Here is an 18,983-nt window from a genome sequence, read left to right as displayed (position 1 = left end):
CGCCGCCAAGCCAGTGAAGTCCACACGGCGCGGCCGAATTCGGGGCACCGCCCCTCAGGCGTAGAAGCCACTCGGCAATAGCCGAGCGGCGGCGCTAACTTGCTTGTTGTCTTTACTCGTTTCCGTCTTGCCTTCTACTCCTGCCAATACGCCCCTGCGCCTGCTTGCCCTGGCCGTGTTGCGCAGCTACAGCCTGATTTTCTTTTCCCAGCACCGCGGCTTCGCGGCCCTGCTGCTGCTGCTCTCGTTTGCCAACCCCGGCGCGGGCGCGGCGGGACTGACGGCCGCGCTGCTGGCCGCGGGCGGGGCCTGGCTGCTGGGCTTCGACCGGGAAGTACTCAAAACCGGCGCCTACAGCTTCAACGCTCTGCTGGTCGGGCTGGCGCTGGGCACCTTCTACGAGCCGGGCTGGGCCTACGGGCTGGTGCTGCTGGTGGGCGCGCTGCTGGCCCTGCTGCTGACGGTGGCGCTGGGCGGCTGGCTGGGGCCCCGGGGGCTGCCGCCGCTGTCGGTGCCGTTTCTGGGGGTTATCTGGCTGCTCACGCCGGCGGCCGAGCAGTTTCACGCCCTGGCCCTGAACGAGCGGGGCATTTACTGGCTCAACGAAATGTACGCCGTGGGCGGGGAGCCGCTGCTGCAGCTCATTCACTGGCTCAACGGCTGGCAGCTGCCGCTCATGCCCGATACCTACCTGCGCGCCCTCAGCTCGGTGTTTTTCCAGGACAGCCCGCTGGTGGGCCTGCTGATGGCCCTGGGGCTGCTCTGGCACTCCCGCATTGCGTTTTCCCTCTCGGTTGTGGCCTTCCTGGGCGCCTACGCCTTTGGCATGGCCACGGGCGTGTACCAGGACGGGGCCATCAACCACTACATCCTGGGGGCCAACTACATCATGGCTGCCGTAGCCGTGGGCGGGGTGTTCGTCATTCCCTCGGCGGCCTCGTACCTGTGGGCCCTGCTGAGCGTGCCCGTCACGGCGGTGCTGGTGGCGGGGCTGGGCAGCCTGCTGGCCCGGCTGGGGCTGCCGGCGTTTTCGCTGCCCTTCTGCCTCACCTCGCAGCTGTTTCTGTACGTGCTGCTGCTGCGCGTGGATAGCCGCTGGCTGCCGCTGACGCCCATTCAGCGCTACTCGCCCGAGCGCAACCTCTACGCCTTCACCAACGACCGGGAACGGCTGCAAAGCCAGCTGTACGTGCACCTGAGCCTGCCCTTCCTGGGCGAGTGGCAAGTGACGCAGGGCTACGACGGCGCCCCCACCCACCAGGGCGAGTGGGCCCAGGCCCTCGATTTCATGCTGCTCGACGCCGAGGGCCGCAGCTACCGCGGCGCGGGCCAGAACCTGGCCGACTTCTACTGCTACAACAAGCCCGTGCTGGCCCCGGCCGACGGGACCGTGGTGGAAGTCGTGAGCCACATCGACGACAACCCGGTGGGCCAGGTAAACACCCGCCAGAACTGGGGCAACACCGTGGTGCTGCAGCACGCGCCGGGGCTGTACTCGAAAGTCTCCCACCTGCGCCCGCACTCCTCCCCCGTGAAGCCCGGCGACCTGGTGCGCCGCGGCGAGCTGCTGGGCGCCTGCGGCAACTCCGGCCGCTCGCCCGAGCCGCACTTGCACTTCCAGGTGCAGGCCACGCCCTACATCGGCTCCCGCACGCTGGCCTACCCGCTGGCTTACTACCTCAGCGGCCCGGCCGTACGCACGTTCCAGGTGCCAGCCGAGGGCGAATCGGTGCAGAATCTGCCGTTGAACCCGCTGCTGCGGCTGGCCTTCGAGCTGCCGCCCGGCTACCGGCTCGACGTATGCGACGCCGATAACCCCGCGGCCCCGCCCCAGCGCTGGGAGGTGTTTACCGATGCCTACAACAAAACCTACCTCTACTGCCACCGCACCGGCGCCGTGGCGTACTTCGAGCGCAGCCTGGCCGCCTTCAGCTTCACGGCCTTTTACGGCGACGAATCGAGCTGGCTTTACCTCTTCTACCGCGCCGCCTACCGCGTGCTGCTCAGCTACCTGCCCGGCCCCGAGCTGCCCGACACCTTCCCGCTGACGCTGCTGCGGAGCCCTGTGCTGAAATGGGCGCAGGACTTTGCGGCGCCCTTCGTGCGCTTCGTGCACCCCACTTTCGCGCTGCGCTACCACGGTGCCGACGACCCGTACCACCCGCGCCGGCTGCAGCTGAGCAGCCGCGCCGAGCTGCGCTACTTCGGCCGCACCCGCGTGCTGCAAACAACTGACATCGAGCTGGTCCACGGCGCGCTGGCCGGCCTGCGCGTGCAGCTACCCCACCAATCTTCGCCCCTTCGCCTCGTATGCCAGCCCGTCGCCTGATGTTGCCCCTGCTCTGGCTCGGCGCGCTGCTGCTCGGGCTGGCCGTACGTCCCGCCGCGGCCCAGACGGTGCCCGCCGCCCCGCTCGACTCGGTGGTGCGCGAGCCGGCCGACAGCCTGGTGGTGGAGCCCGTCGTTTTGCCCGATAGCCTGGTGCAGGAGCCCGGGGCGCCGGCCGGCGTCTGGCCCCGGCCCGATTCGCTGCGCCGGCGGGTCCCGCTCGTACGCGACCCGGCCGATTTTGCCTACGTCGACAGCCTGACTGCCGCCCTGCTGGCCCGCCACCGCTGGGCCCTGCTGGATTCAGTGGGCCGCCGCGCCATCGGGCTGGGCCTCGATTACCCGGCCCTGCGGCAGCGCCTGGGCTTCGCGGCCACGCTGCGGGAGCGGCCGGCCGAGGCCGTGCGCCACTACGAGCGGGCCCTGCTGGACAACTCCGCCGACGAGCAGAGCCGCCTCGGCCTGAGCCTGGCCTGGCTGGCCCTGAACCAGCGCGAAGCCGCCGCCCGGGCCGCCCGCCCCCTGCCCGACTCCGCGCGCCGCACCCTGCGCCTGGCCCCGCGGCTGCTGGCCCGCGCCGAAGCCGAAGCGGGCGGGCAGTGGCCCAGCACCGCCGACCGCAGCGCCGCCAGCTACGGCCGCCTGGGCCTGGGCAGCCAGTGGGGCGGTGGCTGGGCACTCTGGCAGGCCGTGTCGCACTACGCCCAGCAGGTGCGGGTGGTCGTGCCCGAGTTTGGGCCGGGCCCTGGGCCCGGCCCCGGCCCCCGCTGGGTGGCGGTGCGCCAGTTCGATTACCAGGCGTTGCTGACCGTGCCGCTGCCGGCCCGTTTGCAGGGCAAAGTCGGCTACCACTATACCGGCAGCCGCTTCCACGAGACGCGCTACCCCGGCCACCTCGGCTACGCGGCCCTGCGCTACGTGCGGCCCCACTGGCAGCTGCAGGCCGGCCTGTACGCCGGCCGCCTCACCGACTCGGTCCGCACCCAGACGGAACTGCAGCTGACCGCCTACCCGCTGGGCAACCTGCACCTGTACGGCTTCGGGCGCGCCAGCTTCGTGCGCACGGCCGGCCGCACCGCCCCGCACGTGGTGCTGGGCGCGGGTGCCCGGCTGGCCCGGCGGCTGTGGGTGGACGGCTACGCCGGCTGGGGCCGCGTGCCGGTGCTGGCCGACCAGGATGGGGCCTACGTGTATAACTTGCTCGACCCGCTGCGCCGCCGCCTGGGGCTGGGCCTGCTGGTGCCGCTGCCCGGCCGCCACTGGGTAACGCGCCTGCACTACGGGGCCGAAGCCCGCACCCAGATTCAGACGCTCACGTTTTATACCCAACATACGCTGACCCTCGCCGCTACATGGACCTGGTAAAACCCTTCACTTCTTCCCGGCTCCTGGCGCTGCTCCTGGCCCTGACCGTGCACCTCGGCGCCCGCGCTCAGGACGCCGCGGCCGCCTTTGCCAGCAGCTACGCCGCCGAGGCCAAGGGCGAGTACGCCGACGCTATTGCGGCCCTGAAAAAGGGCTACGCCGGCACCTACGAGCAGAACCTGCGCCTGGGCTGGCTGTATTTCCTGGCCAAGAACTACCCGGTATCGGAGGCCTACTACCAGAAAGCCACCGAGCAGCGGCCCTACGCCATCGAGCCGAAATTCGGGCTGGTGAAGCCGCTCAATGCCCTCAACAAGGTGGACCGCATGCTCACGCTCTACCAGGCCATTCTCAAAATCGACCCGCAGAACACCCAGGCCAACTACTGGGTGGGCATTATCCACCTGAACCGCAAGGACTACGCCCAGGCCGCCCGCTACTTCGAGAAGGTAGTCAACCTCTACCCCTTCGACTACGACTCCAACCTTTCCCTGGCCTGGGCCTACCTGAACCTGGGCAAGAAAACCGAGGCCCGCGTGCTCTACCAGAAAGCCCTGCTCATCCGCCCCGGCGACGCCACCGCCACGGCCGGCCTGAAACGGGCGCAGTAGCGCTGAGTTGGTAAGTCAAAGGTGTACTTGAACGGCTGGCGCCGGTTTAGCCGTTGAAGACGGCGTAACCGGTGCCGATAATAACACAGGCTTTCAGCCTGCGTGTGGCACCCCAACGACCATTTTGGCCGACGAAACAACGTTCGACGCAGGTTGGAAACCTGCTTTATTTCCGGCACCGGTTACGCCGTCTTCGACGGCTAAACCGGCGCCAGGCCGGCCGTTTATACTTGCTATCCAGCGAGTTTATTCCGAAATTATTCCGACCGGCTGCGCCGGCATAGAAAGCCGGGAAAGGTGTTTCGTCGGTATTCTGGGGCCGATGGTCTATTGCGTTGTGGCGCGCGGGCGTCTGACCCTTGTTTTGGCGCTGAAACCAGGAGTTGCCCTGCCGGTGCGGCCCTGAATTCTTTTGGATTCGACCCAACCATTCCGCCCCGCGTCCCGAGTGGACTGCCGCTGGGCGGCCCCCGGTAAGCACCGTTGCGGCGGACGGCTGGCCGCCGCCGGTGTCACCCCGAACCAGCCACTTCGTTCACTTTTTTTCCTTCATCCTATGCGCATTGCTTCTCTACGCGTCGGGCTGGGCCTGCTGCTGCTGGGCACCAGCCTCGCCTTCACCGCCTGCGAAACCCCGGAAGTCGGCCCCAAAGCGGGCGGCAAAGGCGGCTGCGGCACGCCCTCGGCCCCGACCACCACGACCAGCACGGGCGGCGCCAGCTAAGCCCGGGCGGAGCCGTCGGACGCCCGGTTTCGACGGCCCCGCTCCTGCCGGCCCGCGCGCCCGGCTTTTTGCCGGGTTCTTTTTCCGCCCACCCTAGCTGCTCCTTATCGCCAAACGCCTACTTTTCATCCGCTATTTTCCGCTTTTGCCATGCTGCCTCCCGTTACTTTCGGCTTAGCTCGTCGGGGTCATTTGCTGCTCCTGCTTCTGTTGCTGCTCGGCCTGCAACGGCCGGCCCGCGCCACGCATATTGTGGGCGGGGAGATGGAGCTGCAGTACCGCTCGGGCAGCACCTACCTGCTCACGCTCAACCTCTACTTCGACGCGGTAAACGGCAACAGCGGCGCCCTCGACCAGCAGCTGCTGGCCGGCATTTTCGCCAAGGGCACCGACCAGCTGATGGCGCAGGTGACGCTGCCGCTGACCTCGAACACCTTCGTCAACTACACCAACCCTTCCTGCACGGCTGGCTCGCTGAGCACCCGCAAGCTGGTGTACAGCCGCGAAGTCACGCTGGCCGGCAACGTGTACACCAGCCCGGCCGGCTACTACGTGGCCGTGGAGCGCTGCTGCCGCAACAACGGCATCACCAACATCGTGAATCCCGGCGGCGCGGCCCAGGCGTTCTACCTGGAGTTTCCGGCCGTGGTGCAGAACGGGCAGCCCTTCCGCGACTCCACCCCGCGCATTTTCCCGCCCCTGGGCGACTACGCCTGCCTGGGCGAGCTGTTCTACTACGATTTTGGCGGCCAGGACACCGACGGCGACTCCCTGGCCTACGACATGGTGACGCCCCTGAACGGGCATACCAACACCGCCACCGTCAGCCTCGGCACCGCGCTGCCCGGCCCCTTCAGCCCCATCACCTGGAACGCGGGGCTGAGCACCGCCAACCAGATTCCCGGGGCGCCCACCATGACCATCGATGGCCGCAGCGGCCGGCTGACGGTGCGGCCCACCCGCTTGGGGCTGTTCGTGTTCGGGGTGCGCTGCGCGGAGTACCGCCGGGGCGTCAAAATCGGGGAAACGCGGCGCGACTTTCAGCTGATGGTGCTGGCCTGCCCGCAGAACGCGGCCCCGAGCATGGTGATGATGCCGCCCGGCACCCGCCAGCCCTACCGCCCCGCCCGCGACACGCTGCGCCTGCTGCCCGGCCAGGACCACTGCATTCAGCTGCTGTTTACCGACCCCGACGCCAACTCCCAGCTCACGCTGTCGACCCACCCGGTGAACTTCACCGTGGCCGCCGGCACACCGGGGCCCATCTTCACCACCGCCACCACCGGCCGCGTGCGCACGCCCGGCGCCCCCGATACGCTGCGCGCCACCCTGTGCTTCCCCGACTGCCTGGACTCCCAGGGCCGGGTGTTTCTGCTCGACGTCGTCGTGGCCGACAACGGCTGCTCCCTGCCCAAGCGCGACACCGTCCGCATTGCCTTCACGGCGCGCACTGCCCCCAATACGGCCCCGCAGCTGACCAGCACCTTCCCCTCCCCGCCCCTCGACGCCGCGGCCCCGCCGGTGCTGGTGCAGGTGCCCGTCGGGCAGCCCTACACCGCCAACCTGCTGGGCCTCGACGCCGACAACAACGCCCTGACCATGACGGCCGAGGGGCAGAACTTCGACCTGGCAACGGTGGATATGCGCTTTACGGCCCAGAACGGCTCGGGCCGCGCCACCGGCACCTTCGCCTGGCAGCCCACCTGCGACAACAACCCCGTCCCCACGGAGCTGACCGTGACGTTCCGGCTGCAGGAGGCGGCCACCTGCACGCCGCTGCCGCAGCAGCGCGTGGTGCGCTTCCTGATGGTGCCCACCGCCGACACCGTGGCCTTTTTGCCGCCCAACGTCATCACGCCCAACGGCGACGGGCTCAACGACGTGTTCACCCTGCCCGGCCTGCCGCCCGACCTCTGCGACTCGCGCTTCGCCGGGGTGCGCATCTTCTCGCGCTGGGGCAACGAGGTGTACCACTCACCCGAGCGCAGCTTCAGCTGGCCGGGTAGCGGCGTAGCCGGCACCTATTACTACCTGGTCACCTTCACCAACGGCCGCAAGTTCAAGGGCTGGCTGGAGGTGGTGCGCTGATAGTCCCGACGATTACTCCGGCCTGAAGCGCCGGGGCGGGTCGGTGGGAGGCGGGGGCGCGGTGGGCGGGTCCACCCGCCCGGCTGCCGGGCCGGCGGTGGGCTTGAACATGGCTTCTACCAGGCTCTGACCTTGCCCGGTGAGCGTAAAATCGGGGGTAGAGGCCGTGAAGGTTTTTAAGCGCTGGACCACGTCCTGCATGAAGCGGCTGATGCGCAGCCCCTCGTTGGCGTAGTACCACTTGCGGCTCTCGCCCATGTCGGAGGTCCAGAGGGCGCCGCCGATGGCCAGGGGCCGGCCCTGCTCGTCCTTCTTCACGGCGCCGGCGTGGTGGATGCCCACTACCTCCCACTGATTGTTGAACAGCGGCCCGCCCGAGGAGCCGTGGAGCGTGTCGGTTTCGTAGTGCATCCAGCTGCCCGCCAGCTGCGCATCGGCCAGGGCCATCAGGCGGTTGTTGCGCAGGCTCAGCTGCCGGGCCTGGCCCTCGGGGTGGTGAATGATGTGAATTGGCTCGCCCTTGACCAGCTTGCCTTCTTCGCTGCTCAGCTGATTGAAGCCGAAGCCGGCCAGCGTGGCCTGGGGCCAGTTGCTTTCGGCCTGCCGGGGCTGGGAGGCCACCGCCACCAAGGCGTAATCGAGGCCGTCGTCGGCGGGGCTGCTGAGGTACACCACGTCGGGGCACAAATCAAAGATGGCCGAGCGCAGCATCTGGCCGCTGTAGGTTTCCTCGTGCTCAAACTCCACCCAGCTGTGGCGGGCCACGTCGGCCGACTCGAGCACGTGCTGGTTGGTGAGCAGCAGGTTCGGTGCCACCAGAAAGCCCGTGCCCCAACCTTCGCGGTAGGACGCGTTGCGGATGTGTACCCGCCCCACCGTGCGGCGCAGCTCGGCCCCACGCGGCAGAAACCACGCCTGCTGAATATCCCGCCCCTCAATCAGGACCTCGAAGGCGTTTTTCACCTCGGCGGGGGCGGTGGCCAGCACTGCGCCGCTCAGCAGCATGTCGCGGTGGGTGTCGGGCAGCGCAGTGGCCATGCTGCGGTGGGCCAGCAGCCGGTTTTTGCGCTTTTCGAGGCGCTCGGGAGTGTCGGCCGAAATCAGGGAATTGGTGGCCAGCTTGCTGCGGGTACTGTCGCGCTCCGGCGCGGTGGCCCTGAGGCGCTGCAGAAACTGGTCCTGCGCCTGGGAAGGTAATTCGCTCATTGGAAATAACCGTTTCGAAGTAGAGGCCCGGTGGCTCGCCTTACATGCTTAGGTCCCGGTAGCCGAAGCGCAGGGCTACCCGTTCGTGTGCCGCCTCGAACTCATTGAGGCCGCCGTCCTTTAAGTCCAGTTCCTGCGCCTCGGGAAAGGCAAACTGCAGGCCGGTGCGTTCGATGAGGTGCTGCAGAGGCACGCGAAACGCGCCGGGCTCGAAGGCGGCTTCGCGGGCGGCGGCGCTGAGCATGTCGGCAATCAGCTTGCCCTGCTCCAGCACGTAGGCCGCTACCACCAGCTGGTTGTTGCGCTGGTAAAGCAGGATTTTCCAGAACGCGAGGGGCAGGCGCACCCCCTTGTACAGCGGGTCGTCCTCGTCCATGACGGGGCCGGTAAACACGGTCATCTTCTTGTCGCGTATGTCGGCCGCGTCGAGCAGGTAGTTTTCCAAGCCCTGCCACAAATCTTTGCCCTGGTTGAATTTCTCGTGCTGGGGCGAGCAGTTGGTGAAGTGAAAGGTGTCGTCGTTGGCGCGCTGCCAGTACGGGCCCCACACCGGGTCGAGGCGGCGCACCAGGTGGCCCCGGTCGAGGGCGTTGCGGGCGTAGAGCGTTTCCCCGATTTGCTCCGACTCGGCAATCCGCGAGTCGTAAAACCACTTGTCTTTGCCCCGGGTGGTGTCCTCAGCAGGCGGAATCAGCGCCCCGTCGATGTTCACGGCGGTGTAGTAGGCCAGTTGCCGGCGACGGTTCATCACGATGCTGAAGTGGGTGTAGGGCAGCACCGTCGGGTCTTGCCCGGCGGTGGCGCTGCTGTTCTTGGCCGCGTTGCGCCGCTGCTCGTCCGTCAGCACCGGTAGCGGCACCGGCTGGCCCAGAAAGTTGACGTCGTAGCCCTCGTAACCAATATAATAGCCTAAGGGCCGCGCGGCCTCTAGGGCTGCGACGGCCGCCGCGGGCTGGGGCAACACGCCCGTCTGGGGCGCTAGTTCAGCCGTTAGCTGGTTGTCGCCGAGCCGGACGGTAACGGCAATGGTTAATTCATTGGTAGCCATGAAGGTGGTGGTTGCGGTGCCCGCTTCGATGCAGGACACAGGGCGGCAAATTCCCCACATATTTTGCCCGCCGAATCAGTGCCAGCACTGAATTTTGGCCGCGCTTCAGGGCTTTTTTAAGCCGGCTGGCCCCCGGCCGCCGAAAAACTCGGCGACCGGGGGCCAGGCTGCGGTAGTTGCCAGGGTCAGGATTGGCTTTCGGCAGGCGCCGGCAGCCGGGCTGCCTGCGGGCTGCCCAGGGCACGGGCCTTGCCGGGTAGCGTCTTATGCCGCTCCTTGCCCAGCGCAGCCGCTGGCTCGGGCACCCAGTGGTGCAGACCGCCGGCCCGCTCGTCGTTGAAAGTCACCGGGATGTCGTTGGCGGCGGTGCGCTCCTTCCAGGTGCGGTGCTGGGTGGCGTCGTCGGTGCGCTCCATGGTGATGCACTGCTCCACCGGGCACACCAGGGAGCAGAGGTTGCAGCCCACGCAGTTTTCCTCGATGATGGCGGGCGTGCGGGTGCCTTCCTGCAGCCGAATGGCCTGGTGGGCGCCGTCTTCGCAGGCCGTGTAGCACAGCTGGCAGCCGATGCACTTGTCCTCGTTGATGTGGGCCGTGACCTTGTACTTCAGGTTCAGGTCTTCCCAGTGCTTCACGTTCGGCAGGGCCTTGCCCACCATGTCGTAGATGGTGCTGAAGCCCTTCTCGGTCATGTACTGCTCCAGCCCGGCCGTCATTTCCCGGATGATGCCGAAGCCGAAGTGCATGGCCGCCGTGCACACCTGCACCGAGGAGGCCCCGAGCAGGATGTGCTCCACCGCGTCGCGCCAGTTCTCGATGCCGCCGATGCCCGAAATGGGCAGGCGCACGTCGGGGTCCTGGGCGCAGTTCTTCACCATGTTCAGCGCAATGGGCTTCACCGCCGGCCCGCAGTAGCCGCCGTTGGTGCCCTTGCCATCCACTATCGGATAGGGCGCGAACTTGTCGAGGTCCACGCCCACGATGCTCTGAATGGTGTTGATGAGCGAAATGGCGTCGGCCCCGCCGGCGCGGGCGGCCCGGGCCGGCTCGGTGATGTCCGAAATGTTGGGCGTGAGCTTGACGATGACCGGAATCCGGGCTACTTCCATTACCCACTCCACGATGGTGCGCAGCACCTCCGGCTCCTGGCCCACGGCCGAGCCCATGCCCCGCTCGCACATGCCGTGCGGGCAGCCGAAATTCAGCTCGATGCCGTCGGCGCCAGCGTTGGTTACGTCGCGCACGATGTCGTGCCACTCCTGCCGGCTCTGCACCATCAGGGAGGCAATGACGGCGTGGTGCGGGAAATGCTTCTTGACTTCCTCGATTTCGCGCAGGTTGTCGGCGAGCGGGCGGTCCGAAATCAGCTCGATGTTGTTGAAGCCCACCAGGCGCTTGTCGCGGTAGTTGACCCCGCCGTAGCGGCTCGACACGTTTACCACAGGCACGCCCAGCGTCTTCCACACGGCCCCGCCCCAGCCCGCGTCGAAGGCTTTCATCACCTGGTAGCCGGAGTTGGTGGGCGGCGCCGACGCCAGCCAGAACGGGTTCGGCGACTTGATGCCGGCAAAGTTTATGGAAAGGTCAGGCATGGGTTGCTTGCTTGGAAAAGAACGTCATGTCGAGCTTGTCGAGACATCTCGCGTGCTGACGTTGGAAAGTGATGTTCTGCTTCAGGGAGTTGCTATCCGACGTCAGCGCGCGAGATGTCTCGACAAGCTCGACATGACCAACGGCTTTAGTTACCGCTCAAAAACCCATGGATTCCCCGCGCCGTCTGCTTGGCTTCGGCGGCGGCGTTGACCACCTCGGCTCCGCCGTTCAGCGCGTCGCCGGAGGCGAAGTACTTCGGGTTGGTGGTCTGCCCGGTGCGGGCGTCGGCCACGATGCGGCCCTTGCCGTCGAGCTGCAAACCCGGAATCAGGTGCAAAAAGCCGGTCTGCTTGCTCTGCCCGGTGGCTTTGATGACCATATCGCAGCTTTCTACGAACTCCGAGCCCGGCACCACCTGCACCTGCCCATCGACGGTGGCGGTGCGGATAAACCGCACGCCCTCCACCTTGCCGTTGCCGATGATTTCCACCGGCGCCACGTTGAACAAGCCCTTCACGCCCACGCTCTTGGCCAGGTCGTACTCAAACTCGTAGGCGCCCATTTCATCCTTGCCCCGGCGGTAAGCCAGCACCACGTCCTCGGCTCCCATGCGGGCCGATTCGGAAGCCGCGTCCATGGCCGTATTGCCGCCACCGAGCACGACGACCTTGCGGCCCACGGCTACGTGCTGCTGCTCGGTGCGCAACTGCTCGATAAACTCAACCGCGCCTACGCAGTGCTGCCGCTCCTCGCCGGGCAGGAGCAGCGCATTGGTCGCGCCCAGCCCGATGCCGAGGAAAATGGCGTCGTAGCCGTCCTCCAGCCGTTGCAGGTCCTCGCGGGAGCTGATGCGCTGGTTGTAATGCACTCGGTAGCCAAACTGCTGCTCCAGGTAGTCCATTTCGGCCAGCGTCTCCTCGTTGGTGATTTTGTAGGGCGCCACGCCGTACAAAGTCAGCCCCGAGGGCTGGGCGCGGGCCTCAAACACATCCACCTCGTAGCCCAAGGCCCGCAGCTCGCAGGCCGCCGAAATACCCGCCGGCCCGGCGCCGATAACGGCCACCTTGCGCCCGTTGGCCGCGCCCGGCCCAAACAGCTTCTGGCCGCTGTCAATCACCTTGCGCGTGGCGTGGCTCTGCAGCCGCCCGATTTCGATGGGCTTCTGCTCGTTGAGGTTGTACACGCAGGCGCCCTCGCAGAGCACTTCCGTGGGGCACACCTTGCCGCAGGCGTTGCCGAAGTAGTTGGCCTCGTAAATGGTCTTGGCCGCGCCGGTGGTATTGCCGGAGTTGATCTGCCGGATAAACTGCGGAATGTCGATGCCGGAGGGGCAGGCCTTGATGCAGGGCGCGTCGAAGCAGAACAGGCAGCGGGAGCTTTCGTACAGCGCCTCGGTGTTGCTCATCAGCGGCTTGATCTGGGCGAAATTCGCCGCGAAATCCTGCGCCGTGGTGGGAGTTGGGTATTCGGCCATAAGGGTTCGTTTTTCGTTGTTTGTTTTTCGTTTTTCGTTCTCTGGCCCTTCTGGCAAACCCGGCTTAACAGCGCGGTTCTGCCCCGAAAAACGAGCAACGAAAAACGAAAAACGCCTCTTACAGCTCCACCAGCTTCTCGTAGGTTTCGGGGCGCCGGTCGCGGAAGAACTGCCAGGTAGCGCGCACCTCGTCAATCATGTCGAGGTCGAATTCGGCGACGATCAGCTCGTCCTTGTCCTCCGAGGCCTGGGCGAAAATCTGCCCGCGCGGGTCCACGAAGTAGCTGGTACCGTAGAATTTACCCAGGTTCCAGGGCTTCTCTTCCCCTACCCGGTTGATGCAGCCCATAAAGTAGCCGTTGGCGGCCGCGTGGGCGGGCTGCTCCAGCTTCCAGAGGTACTGCGAGAGGCCGGCCACCGTGGCCGAGGGGTTGTACACGATTTCGGCCCCGTTCAGGCCCAGCACGCGGGCCCCGTCGGGGAAATGCCGGTCGTAGCAGATGTACACGCCCACTTTGGCGTACTTGGTCTGGAATACCGGGTAGCCCAGGTTGCCGGGCTTGAAAAAGTACTTTTCCCAGAAGCCCGAGGTGTGCGGAATGTGGTTTTTGCGGTACTTGCCCAGGTACGTCCCGTCGGCGTCGATAACGGCGGCGGTGTTGTAGAGGAAGCCGGCCTGCTCCTTCTCGTACACCGGCACAATCATCACCATGTTGTACTTCTTGGCGTACTCGGCCATGCGCTCCGTCGTGGGCCCCGGCACAGCCTCCGCGGAAGCGTACCAGGCCTTGTCCTGGCCAGGACAGAAATAGGGCGTATTGAAGATTTCCTGCAGACACAGAATCTGCACGCCCTGCCGGCCGGCTTCCTCAATCAGGGGAATGTGCTTTTGCACCATGGCCTCCATGATTTCCTGAATCGTGCCTTCGCCTTCGGTCATGGGCAGGCTCATCTGAATGAGGCCTGATTTAATTATTCTGGGCATTCGGGGTACGCGGTTATTTGGTGGGAAAGGGACCTCACCCCCCAGCCCCCTCTCCAAAAGAGAGGGGGAGCCTGACGACTTTGGGTGGTGCGTTTGTATTCAGTGTAGGATTTGTCCTTATGCTTTGTGGTGCTTTAACTTCAGAACGCACCCCTCTCTTTTGGAGAGGGGCCGGGGGTGAGGTCAGAACGTCACTGGCCCGCGCTTGATGAACTGCCCGTAGCCGCGTGAAACCTTGGTTTCGCCGCCAGCCACGGCCACCTGCCCGCGCAGCAGCACCGTCTCGATTTTGCCAGTCAGCTCCCAGCCTTCGTAGCCGGAGTAGTCCACGTTCATGTGGTGGGTAGCGGCCGAAATCGTGTGCTTTTTCTCCGGGTCGATGAGCACCAGATCCGCGTCGGCGCCGATGCTGATGGTGCCCTTGCGCGGGAACATGCCGAAGATTTTGGCCGCGTTGGTGCTCGACACCTCCACGAACTTCTGCAGGCTGATGCGGCTCTTGCTGACGCCCTCTGAAAACAGCAGTTCCATGCGGTGCTCGATGGCCGGGTGCCCGTTCGGAATCTTGGAGAAGTCGTCGGCGCCCATCCGTTTCTGCTCCCACATAAAGGGGCAGTGGTCTGTGCCCACCACCTGCACCAGCCCTTGGTTGATGCCGGCCCAGAGCGTCTGCTGGTCCTTCTGCTCCCGTAGCGGCGGCGACATCACCCACTTGGCACCCTCAAAATCGTCGCCGTAGAGCGAGGCGTCGAGCAGCAGGTACTGGATGCAGGTTTCCACGAATACCCGCTGATTCCGCTCGGTGGCGCGGCGCACCTGGTTCAGGGCCCCCTCGCAGGTCAGGTGCACGATGTAGCTGTTGACGCCGGTGTAGTTGGCAATGTCGGCGAAGCGGCCGGAGGCTTCGGCTTCGGTTACTTCGGGCTGCGAGAGGTAGTGGTAGCGCGGCGTGAGTTTGCCCTGGGCCCGGTGCTGGGCAATGAGCGTGTCAATCATGTCGCCGTTGGTGGCGTGGGCCGTCACCAGCCCGCCGTGCTTGCGCACTTCCTGCATCAGCCCCACCATCTGCGCGTCGTCAATCATCAGCGCGCCCTTGTAGGCCATAAAGGTCTTGAAGGAGGTGATTCCCTCGGCCACCATGTCCTTGATTTCCTCCTTGGTCTGCGGATTGAAGTCCGTCACGGCCATGTGGAAGCTGTAGTCGCCCACGGCGGTACCGGTGGCCCGGCTCTGCCACTCGCTCAGCGCCTCGCGCAGGGAGTGGCCCTGCTTCTGCAGCACGAAGTCGATAACGGTGGTAGTGCCGCCGTGCAGGGCCGCGCGGGTGCCCGTTTCGTGGGTGTCGGAGCTAAACGTGCCCATGAAGGGCATGTCCAGGTGCACGTGCGGATCGATGCCGCCGGGTACCACGATTTTGCCGGTGGCGTCGATAACCTGATCGGCCTGCACCGGCAGGTCGCGGCCGATGGCAACGATGGTTTCACCGTCAATCAGGATGTCGCACACCGCGTCGGAATCAGCCGTCACGACGCGGCCATTTTTAAGGAGCAAAGACGCCATTCAACAGGAAAAAGGAGTACCGCAATCAGATGGAAAATATAAGCTTTTCTTATCTGATTTCAATTCATCAATGGGCGTAATAATTACTGTATAGAAAATAGCCACCCAACCCCGCACGGTGCGAGAAAAAGAAGCCGCCAGTAATTATTATATCACCACCTGAAGGCTCCGGCCTTGGCCTGCCCCAAGCGGATTTTTTCAGCGCCGATTAATGCACGTGCTGATCGGCGATGCGCAAAGCCTGGGAAATAATATCCAGGCCTTCGTCCAGCTCGTCCTTGGTGATGTTCAGCGGGGGCGCAATGAAAATATAATTCCAGCGCACGAAGGTGTACATGCCCAGCTCCCGAATTTTGGCCGCTACCTGGTTCATCACCGCCATCTGGTCGGGGGCGGCGTTCCAGGGCGCCATCGGCTCCTTGGTGTCGCGGTTTTTCACCAGCTCCAGGCAGCCGAACAGGCCGGTGTTGCGCCAGTCGCCGATGCTCGGGTGCTCCGCCATCAGGTCGCAGATGCGGGCGTCGAGGTAGTGGCCCAGCTCCTGCACGTTCTGCAGCATGTTTTCCTCCTCGTAGATGTCGAGCACGGCTACGGCGGCGGCGCAGGATACCGGGTGGGCCGAGTACGTGAGGCCCAGCGGCAGGGCCCGCTCGTCGAAGTAGCAGGCAATCTGCTCGTCCACCATCACCGCGCCCAGGGGCAGGTAGCCGGCCGTGATGCCCTTGGCCATGCACATCAGGTCCACTTTCACGCCGTGGTGGTCGGACCCGAACCACTTGCCGGTGCGCCCGAAGCCCGACATAACTTCGTCGGCAATGAGCAGAATGCCGTGCCGGTCGCAGATTTCGCGCACCGCTTTCCAGTAGCCGGGCGGGTACTTGATGCAGCCCGAAGTGCCCGACTCGCCCTCCAGAATAATGGCCGCCACGCTGCCCGGGTTTTCGTAGCCGATGATGCGCCCCATGGCCGCGGCGGCCCGCTCGGCGCATTCCTCGGGCGTAGTGCTGTACCAGGGGCAGCGGTAGAAGTACGGGTTTTCGACGTGCACCGTGCCGGGCATGGCTTGGGAGTCGACGGCGAACTTGCGCGGGTCGCCGCCGACGCTGATGGCCCCGTACGAAGCGCCGTGAAACGACTGGTACAAGGACACGATCTTGTGCCGGCCGGTGTAGATGCGGGCCAGCTTGATGGCGTTTTCGATGGCCTCGGCCCCGCCCAGGGTGAAAAACGCCTTGGTCAGGTTCGGGGCGGTGATTTCCGCCAGGCGCTTGCCCAAATCCCCCCGCGCTTTGGTAATCATGCCGGGGTACACGTAGCTCAGCTCCCGCATCTGCGCGGCCACCGCCTCGGTCACCTTCTGGTTGCCGTGGCCGATGTTGACGTTCATCAGCTGCGAGGAGAAGTCGATGTAGCGCTTCCCGTCCCGGTCCCAGAGGTACACGCCCTCGGCGCGCTCGGCGCTGATGGGGTTCAGGCCGGCCTGTTTCGACCAGGAAAACAGGGTATGCTCCAGATTATCCCGCAGGATTTGCTCCTTGTCGGTTTCGGTGTAGGTTTCCATTTGTGGGGTGGGCGGTTGCAGTTCGTTTATTCGGTGCGGGCGTCATTTCTCGCAGAGGTTCGCAGAGGTTTTTCGCGGAGGTTCGCTGAGCCGTTCTGGAACGACCTCAGCGAACCTCCGCGCCTCTTCTGCGAACCTCTGCGAGAAATTAATTTAGGAAATTCCGTTAGCTCATCCAATTCACCCGCGACTCGGGGTTCCACTTGGTGGTGGTTTTCTTGAGCTGGGTCCAGAATTCGATGGAGCTTTTGCCGGTGATGTCGCAGGCGCCGAATTTCGATTCGTTCCAGCCGCCGAAGGAAAACGGCTCCCGCGGCACCGGCACCCCGATGTTGACGCCAATCATGCCGGCGTTGGCGTGGTCCATAACGTAGCGGGCCATGCTGCCGCTCTGGGTAAACACGGCCGCCGCGTTGCCGTAGGGGTTGGCATTTTCGATGGCCAGGGCCTCATCCAGCGTGTTGGTGCGCAGGATGGCCAGCACCGGGCCGAACACTTCTTCCTGGGCAATGCGCATGTCGGGCGTCACGTAGTCGACCACGGTGGGGCCCACGTAGTAGCCGTCCTCGTGGCCCTCCACGTGGGCATTGCGGCCGTCGAGCAGCACTTTGGCGCCAGCCTGCTCGGCCTCGGTGATGTGCTGCTCGATGCGGGCCTTGGCTTCCTTGCTGATAACCGAGCCCAGATTCTGGCCCGGCACGATTTTCTTCGCCTCGTCCACCAGCTTCTGCACGATGTGGTCGACCTGGCCGACGCCGACCATGGTGGAGCCGGCCATGCAGCGCTGCCCCGCGCAGCCCGACATGGAGGCGGCCACGTTGGAGGCCGTCATGTCGGGGTGGGCGTCGGGCAGCACCATCAGGTGGTTTTTGGCCCCGCCCAGGGCCACGCAGCGCTTCAGGTTCGAGGTGGCGCGGATGTAGACGACCTTGGCAATCTTGGTGGAGCCCACGAACGACACGGCCTCAATGCCCGGATGGTCGCAGATGGCTTCCACAATTTCCCGGTCGCCATGCACGATGTTGAGCACGCCGTCGGGCAGGCCGGCTTCTTTCAGCAGCTCGGCAATGCGGCCAGCACTCAGCGGCACTACTTCCGAGGGCTTCAGGATCATGCAGTTGCCGAGCACCAGGGCGTTCGGGATGGTCCAGTGCGGCACCATGTTGGGGAAGTTGAAGGGCGCGATGCTGGCCACCACGCCCAGGGGCTTGCGCTCCACGCGGGCTTCCACGCCCTTGCTGACTTCCAGAAACTCGCCCTGCACCAGCTGGGGCATGGAGCAGGCAAACTCGGTCAGCTCGACGGCCTTTTCCACTTCGGCCCGGGCTTCGTCCAGGGTCTTGCCATTTTCCTCGCGCACCAAATCGGCCAGGGCTTTCATGTCACGCTCCAGCAGGGTTTTGTAGCGGTAGAAAATCTGTACCCGTTCCTTAATGGGCGTACTCGACCAGGCGGGAAACGCAGCTTTGGCAGCCTGCACGGCCTGGTCCAGCGCCGCAGCGCCCGACAGCGGCACGGTGGAAATCACCGCCCCGGTGAGCGGGCTGTACACGTCGAGGCTGCGGGCCCCGGCGTCTTCCACAAACTGACCGGCGACGTAGTTGCGGACGGCCGGGTACTTCAAAACTGCGACTTCCATGTTACCGAATTGTTAAGCCTTAGCAAGTAATGCGTTTGCGGCTCAAGCGCAAGCTTTTTTTGAAAACTTTACAAAAAACCATCCTTATCTGGACCGATTCTTAATCATACCGCACCCATTTATACCAATGACCGCTCAGGCGTTGCCAGTAACAGACTTCGTGCGGCAGGTAAGAATTGTTGGGCGTTTCATCCGCAGCCGAGTAAGCCACACCCCAGTATTTAACGCTGGCTGCCCCATCTTCCACGAACAAAGTCACGCCGGGATGGGCCGTTTCAACGCGCACGAAGCCAGCGGCAGTCAGCTGCTGGGCGTTGTGCGGGTTTAGCGCAAGCGGCTCTACCCGGTTTTGCTTGAATTTGAAGCTTACATAATCAACTGTTGCTCGAAGCGTCGACTCACTCAAGAAGAAAAATACTACTGCCGCCAAGGCACCGACCAGATGGTAAGGCCGCCGGCCCTGCCGGTTAGCGACTTTATCCAGCATATAGCCAGTGAAAAACAGCGTACAAAGCGCCAGAAAATTCAGCTTTAGGATGTTACCCCCATCCGTTGTGCGCGGAATCAGCACAACCAGCACGTAGGGCAGCACCATACTGAGGAGGCACAATCTTAAGGTCGGGGAGTTCTTGGGCACGGATTGTTGTTCAGGCATTCAAGTTCAGCTTTTAAGCTACTGAAAGTTGGGCGGATAGGCATTCATGACAAAAAGTTAATACCCACGACAGCGGACCCGTTGTCATCTTAGGCAAAGAATCTTACCTTACTGATTCGCACCGCTCCTGCCCTACCCGCATTCCC

Annotated in this window: 14 protein-coding genes; 5 read left to right on the top strand and 9 right to left on the bottom strand. The window is 64.8% G+C overall.

What is annotated here, in order from left to right; genetic code table 11:
- The first annotated feature begins 127 nt into the window (after positions 1-127).
- The 5 genes from EJV47_RS03475 to EJV47_RS03460 all read left to right on the top strand — a co-directional run bounded on the left by EJV47_RS03475 (position 128) and on the right by EJV47_RS03460 (position 7,116).
- Positions 128-2,329, top strand: coding sequence for an urea transporter (locus tag EJV47_RS03475; protein WP_165903604.1), 2,202 nt, complete (start codon positions 128-130; stop codon positions 2,327-2,329).
- On the top strand, positions 2,311-3,693 hold the full coding sequence (locus tag EJV47_RS03470; RefSeq protein ID WP_126691756.1) for a hypothetical protein: 1,383 nt from the start codon (positions 2,311-2,313) through the stop codon (positions 3,691-3,693). Before EJV47_RS03475 ends, EJV47_RS03470 begins: the two co-directional genes overlap by 19 nt.
- Positions 3,681-4,304: a tetratricopeptide repeat protein gene (locus tag EJV47_RS03465; protein ID WP_126691755.1), complete on the top strand. Its 624-nt coding sequence runs from the start codon at positions 3,681-3,683 to the stop codon at positions 4,302-4,304. The genes EJV47_RS03470 and EJV47_RS03465 overlap by 13 nt, the downstream gene beginning before the upstream one ends.
- Before the next feature lie 556 nt (positions 4,305-4,860).
- Positions 4,861-5,028 carry a hypothetical protein gene (locus EJV47_RS27895; protein WP_165903603.1) on the top strand — a complete coding sequence of 56 codons (168 nt, stop codon included), beginning with the start codon at positions 4,861-4,863 and terminating at the stop codon, positions 5,026-5,028.
- Positions 5,029-5,220: 192 nt separating this feature from the next.
- Positions 5,221-7,116, top strand: coding sequence for a T9SS type B sorting domain-containing protein (locus tag EJV47_RS03460; RefSeq protein WP_126691754.1), 1,896 nt, complete (start codon positions 5,221-5,223; stop codon positions 7,114-7,116).
- Positions 7,117-7,128: 12 nt separating this feature from the next.
- Here EJV47_RS03460 and EJV47_RS03455 read toward each other — a convergent pair whose 3' ends face one another.
- The 9 genes from EJV47_RS03455 to EJV47_RS03415 form a co-directional block, all read right to left on the bottom strand.
- Positions 7,129-8,322: a trypsin-like serine peptidase gene (locus EJV47_RS03455; RefSeq protein WP_126691753.1), complete on the bottom strand. Its 1,194-nt coding sequence runs from the start codon at positions 8,320-8,322 to the stop codon at positions 7,129-7,131.
- A gap of 40 nt (positions 8,323-8,362) precedes the next feature.
- Entirely contained in the window at positions 8,363-9,409 is a 1,047-nt protein-coding gene (locus tag EJV47_RS03450; protein ID WP_207895822.1) for a DNA/RNA non-specific endonuclease, read from the bottom strand.
- 146 nt (positions 9,410-9,555) lie between these two features.
- Positions 9,556-10,962, bottom strand: a complete 1,407-nt coding sequence (gene preA / locus EJV47_RS03445) for an NAD-dependent dihydropyrimidine dehydrogenase subunit PreA (protein ID WP_126691752.1) — start codon at positions 10,960-10,962, stop codon at positions 9,556-9,558.
- A gap of 146 nt (positions 10,963-11,108) precedes the next feature.
- On the bottom strand, positions 11,109-12,437 hold the full coding sequence (locus EJV47_RS03440) for an FAD-dependent oxidoreductase (protein ID WP_126691751.1): 1,329 nt from the start codon (positions 12,435-12,437) through the stop codon (positions 11,109-11,111).
- 118 nt (positions 12,438-12,555) lie between these two features.
- Positions 12,556-13,422 carry a nitrilase-related carbon-nitrogen hydrolase gene (locus EJV47_RS03435; protein WP_243650992.1) on the bottom strand — a complete coding sequence of 289 codons (867 nt, stop codon included), beginning with the start codon at positions 13,420-13,422 and terminating at the stop codon, positions 12,556-12,558.
- A gap of 183 nt (positions 13,423-13,605) precedes the next feature.
- Entirely contained in the window at positions 13,606-14,982 is a 1,377-nt protein-coding gene (gene hydA, locus EJV47_RS03430) for a dihydropyrimidinase (RefSeq protein ID WP_126691750.1), read from the bottom strand.
- Between the two features lie 208 nt (positions 14,983-15,190).
- Positions 15,191-16,543 (bottom strand): aminotransferase class III-fold pyridoxal phosphate-dependent enzyme, encoded by a 1,353-nt coding sequence (locus EJV47_RS03425; protein ID WP_126691749.1) that lies wholly within the window; start codon positions 16,541-16,543, stop codon positions 15,191-15,193.
- Between the two features lie 166 nt (positions 16,544-16,709).
- On the bottom strand, positions 16,710-18,182 hold the full coding sequence (locus EJV47_RS03420) for a CoA-acylating methylmalonate-semialdehyde dehydrogenase (protein ID WP_243650991.1): 1,473 nt from the start codon (positions 18,180-18,182) through the stop codon (positions 16,710-16,712).
- 100 nt (positions 18,183-18,282) lie between these two features.
- Entirely contained in the window at positions 18,283-18,777 is a 495-nt protein-coding gene (locus EJV47_RS03415; protein WP_126691748.1) for a hypothetical protein, read from the bottom strand.
- Between the last annotated feature and the right edge of the window lie 206 nt (positions 18,778-18,983).

This window comes from Hymenobacter gummosus (assembly GCF_003970915.1).
Taxonomy (GTDB): Bacteria; Bacteroidota; Bacteroidia; order Cytophagales; family Hymenobacteraceae; genus Solirubrum; species Solirubrum gummosum.
This window is presented reverse-complemented; position numbering and strand designations above follow the sequence as displayed.